4 protein-coding genes are annotated in these 4,076 nt (G+C 60.1%); all 4 read left to right on the top strand.

Features of this window, described 5'->3' with window-relative positions; genetic code table 11:
* Positions 1-388, top strand: a 388-nt coding sequence (gene arsC / locus AWB69_RS44850) for an arsenate reductase (glutaredoxin) (protein WP_062093178.1), incomplete at its 5' end; no start/stop codon positions are given.
* Between the two features lie 15 nt (positions 389-403).
* Positions 404-1,648 (top strand): MFS transporter, encoded by a 1,245-nt coding sequence (locus AWB69_RS44845; protein WP_062093177.1) that lies wholly within the window; start codon positions 404-406, stop codon positions 1,646-1,648.
* A complete protein-coding gene (gene arsN2 / locus AWB69_RS44840; RefSeq protein WP_231937458.1) occupies positions 1,623-2,138 on the top strand; it encodes an arsenic resistance N-acetyltransferase ArsN2 in 516 nt (171 codons plus the stop codon). The genes AWB69_RS44845 and arsN2 overlap by 26 nt, the downstream gene beginning before the upstream one ends.
* 431 nt (positions 2,139-2,569) lie before the next feature.
* A partial coding sequence (locus AWB69_RS44835; protein WP_062093175.1) for an MASE1 domain-containing protein occupies positions 2,570-4,076 on the top strand: 1,507 nt, incomplete at its 3' end.

The following is a 4,076-nucleotide window of genomic DNA, read 5'->3' as shown; positions in this document are numbered from 1 at the left end:
GTCGCGCAACACGCTGGCCATGATCCGCAACGCGGGGATCGAGCCAGTGATCGTCGAATACCTGAAAACCCCGCCGACGCGGCACGTGCTCAAAGCGCTCATCGCACGCGCGGGCCTGACGGTGCGCGCCGTGTTACGTGAAAAGGGCACCCCCTACGCCGATCTTGGCCTCAGTGATGCCTCCCTGACCGATGAGCAATTGCTTGACGCTATGCAGGAACACCCGATCCTCATCAACCGGCCTTTCGTCGTGACATCGCTTGGCGTGCGCCTGTGCCGCCCGTCTGAGCTCGTTCTCGATATCCTGCTTGCAGCGCAAAAAGACGCTTTTGCAAAGGAGGACGGTGAAAAGGTCATCGATAGCGAAGGACGCAGGGTCCGCAAATGACACAGGATCTTCCCGATGACGGCGAAACGGAGTGACGGCGCCCGCGGCGCTATCGCGACATGGGCGCTCGCAGCCGCGCAACTCGTGTCATGGGGTTCGATCTATTACGCGTTCTCGCTGTTTGTCGTACCGATGGAAAGTGCGCTGGGCTGGAGCCGGACCGCCACAAGTGCAGCGCTCTCGACCGGTCTGCTGATCTCGGGACTTGCGGCTTATCCCATCGGAACCTGGATCGATCACGGCCACGGCCGGCGCGTCATGGTCTGCGGGTCTATCCTCGCTGCAGCGATGTTGGCGCTGTGGTCGCAGGCTCATAGCCTCGCGATACTGTTCGTCGTCTGGGCCGGTCTTGGCGTTGCGATGGCTGCCACGCTCTACGATCCGGTCTTCGCGGTGGTCACACGCGATTTCCCTGACAGCTTTCGCACCAGGATCACGCTGATCACTCTGGTAGCCGGTTTTGCCAGTACGGTTTTCATCCCGCTAACCCAGGGCCTTATCGAATGGTGCGGTTGGCGGGGCGCATTGCTCGTGCTGGCCGCGTTCAATCTGGCAATCTGCTTGCCGCTGCACATTTTTGCCATCGGCCGAGATGCGCCGCGCGATGACGAATCAAATTACAAGGCGACGCAGAAAACTGTCAATGCAACGGCTACACAGCGCGCACTACGCACGCCAACATTTTGGGCACTCGCGGTGTGCTTCACAGCCTATTACGCGACATTCGCCGCGCTCACGTTCCATCTCGTACCACTGATGATGGAGCGGCACGTGTCGCCGGCACTGATCCTGACAACGATGGCTGTTATCGGGCCGGCACAGGTTCTGGCGCGCGTGTTGTGGTTCACGATAGGCCGTAACCTGCGGCCTTCGATCGTGGGTATGGTGATTACGACCGCCTTCCCGGCTTCGGTCATCGTTCTGATGTGCGCCGGCACGTCGCCGGCGTTACTTATCCTGTTTGCGATCGTCTACGGCGGCGCCAACGGCATGATGACGATCCTGCGCGGAACGATCGTGCAGGATGTGATGTGGACAGAGGGTTATGGAGCCGTGAGCGGACTGCTCTCGATGCCCTCAAATATTGCCAAGGGCATTGCGCCGATTTCCGCCGCTGCGATCTGGACGGTCGGGGGAAATTATCTCCCTGTCGAATGGACCGTGTTGCTGGTGTCGCTGGTTTCAGCCGTTGCGTTCATCCTGGCGACACGTCTCGTCTCCGAGAAAAAGCGCGGTGGCCGCCAAGTCAATTTCGAGTGAGTATGCCGCCATGCAAATACGAATAGCCGATGAGGCCGACCTGTGCGAGATCCAAAGCCTTTTACGCGCGAATAACTTGCCTGTAGAAGATGTTTCGAGCGCGCTCATCGAAGGATTTCTGGTTGCAGAAAGTGCAAGCGGATCGGTTATCGGCATTGGCGGACTTGAACAGCTCGGCTCTAGCGTGCTGTTGAGGTCACTTGCTGTCGCGCAGGAGGCGCGTGGAACAGGAATCGCACGTGCACTGGTGGCACGCCTCGAAGACAACGCACGCTCCTGCGGGCGACAAGATGTTTGGCTACTGACAACGACGGCAGAGCAATTTTTCGAGCGAGCGGGTTACGAGCGGGTGAGTCGCGAAGACGTCCCCGGCGAAGTGCGGCTATGCAGACAATTCACGGCGTTGTGTCCGTCGACGGCCTCCTGCATGCTAAAGAGGCTCCGTACCGCATCCTCGGCACCCATCGCCGAGCGGCCGGTATCAAACTGATTTCAGGCGCTCGACGCCCGTTCGTCACCGGCTCTTGTTGACTGACCTTCGCCGGCCGGCGACAGGCTCGACCCGACCCGTTCTCGCCATTCGACGAGCTTTTAGCTCAAGGGCCACTTTAAGGACACTGCGGTCATCGCTCGTATGTGCGTTGCCTAACGTTCGGGGAATCGGTCGGCTTTGCGCCAGAAAAATCACGACCTATGCTGGACCGTTGCCCCACAACTGTTAATCTGAAATTTCAGCCGTTCTCACCGCATCCCGAAATTTACGGAGCAAATTTACGGATCGCATGCGGCCTTTCAAAATCGCGGACGTCGTCTACCGCCCTCGCCGCTTCGAACCGATGGTCAATTGGTACAAGAACGTCGTCTGACGAAAGAACCTCTTGACGCCCACAAGAACCTGTCCTTCAGGATTTGAAGCGAATAATGGTTACCACTCGGGTCAATTCCAGAATCAGCCTCTTCCTGTACACCGGGCTTGTGGCATTGGCGTATTTCGCAGGCGCAAGGCTAGGACTTGCCTATGCGGTAGTGGGCGGCGCAGTGTCTCTGGTGTGGCCTTCCAGCGGCATCGCTCTTGTTGCGCTGCTCGCTCTGGGCTTCGCAGTTGCCCCCGGAATTGCCATTGGCTCCTTCCTCGCCAACCTGTCGGGGGGGGTGCCAGTAGGCGTGGCCGCGTTGATTGGCACCGGCGCTATGGTCGCAGCGTCGACGTCAGCAATATTGTTGAAGCGCGCGGCCCGATTCCGGATCACCCTCGACCGCATCAGGGACGTGTTGGCCTTCATCGGCCTGGCTGCGGTGGTGAGCACGGCAGTAAGTTCGCTGATTGGCGCGACCGCCCTGCTTGGAGGGGGGCTGCTGCCGATCACCGAGTACGGCGCAGCCTTTCTGAAATGGTGGCTCGGTGACATGATGGGCGTGCTGGTGGTGGCTCCTCCCCTGCTCAGCTTCCTCACCTATTCGAACCCTGTCCGCTCCGCGGGGCAGACCGTAGAGGCGTGCGGACTGACGGTTGCGACCTTAGGGGTGAGCTACCTCATCTTCGGCGCCCCGCAACTTGCCGGACACGGCTACTATCCCGCCGCCCTGGCGATCTTTCCGTTCGTTATCTGGGCTGCTCTGCGCTTCAATCATCTGGGCACCAGCATCGCGACCTTGATGGTTTCAGTCATGGCCATCTGGGGTACCACCCACGGCACCGGCCCCTTCGCCGCCGAATCTCCGGTGGATAGCCTCGTGAGGTGGTGCACCTTCGCGAATGTCATGGCGGTAACCGGACTGCTGCTGGTGGCGGCACGTGCTCAGGAGCAGCGCGTCCATAGCCTGCTGCAGGCATCCCACATCGAATTGGAACGGCGCGTGCAGGAGCGAACCGAAGATCTGGAGAAAACAAACAGTGAACTGAAGGAGGAGATGGCGCAACGCCGTCTGTTGGAAGAGGAACTGATCCAGGTCGGCGATCAGCAGCAAAGACTTATCGGTCGGGAACTGCATGACGGGCTTGGGCAACACCTGACCAGCCTGGGTCTGTACAGCGCCGCCTTGAAACAGAAACTGCAGACGCAGGGCCACCCAGCCTCCGCCGACGCCGCTACCATCGTCGGATTGGTGAAGCAGGCATCCTTGATGACCCGCCGGATTGCTCATGGGCTGGATCCGGTCGCCATGGAATATGGTGGCCTTGCGGCCGCGCTGCATGCGCTGGCAGAGACGGCTCGCACGCTCAATTGCGTGGATTGCGTGCTGTGGATCGCGCCAGATGTGGACTGCCAGGATCCGCTGATGCAGATCAACCTCTACCGTGCGGCACAGGAAGCAGTCAACAACGCGCTGAAATATAGCCACTGCCGCCGCATTTGGATCGACCTGGAGCGGGCAGAGGGTATGCAGACGCTTTCAATCAGTGACGACGGGGTGGGCGTCGGCCAGG

The organism is Caballeronia udeis, assembly GCF_001544555.2.
GTDB lineage: Bacteria > Pseudomonadota > Gammaproteobacteria > Burkholderiales > Burkholderiaceae > Caballeronia > Caballeronia udeis.
This window is presented reverse-complemented; position numbering and strand designations above follow the sequence as displayed.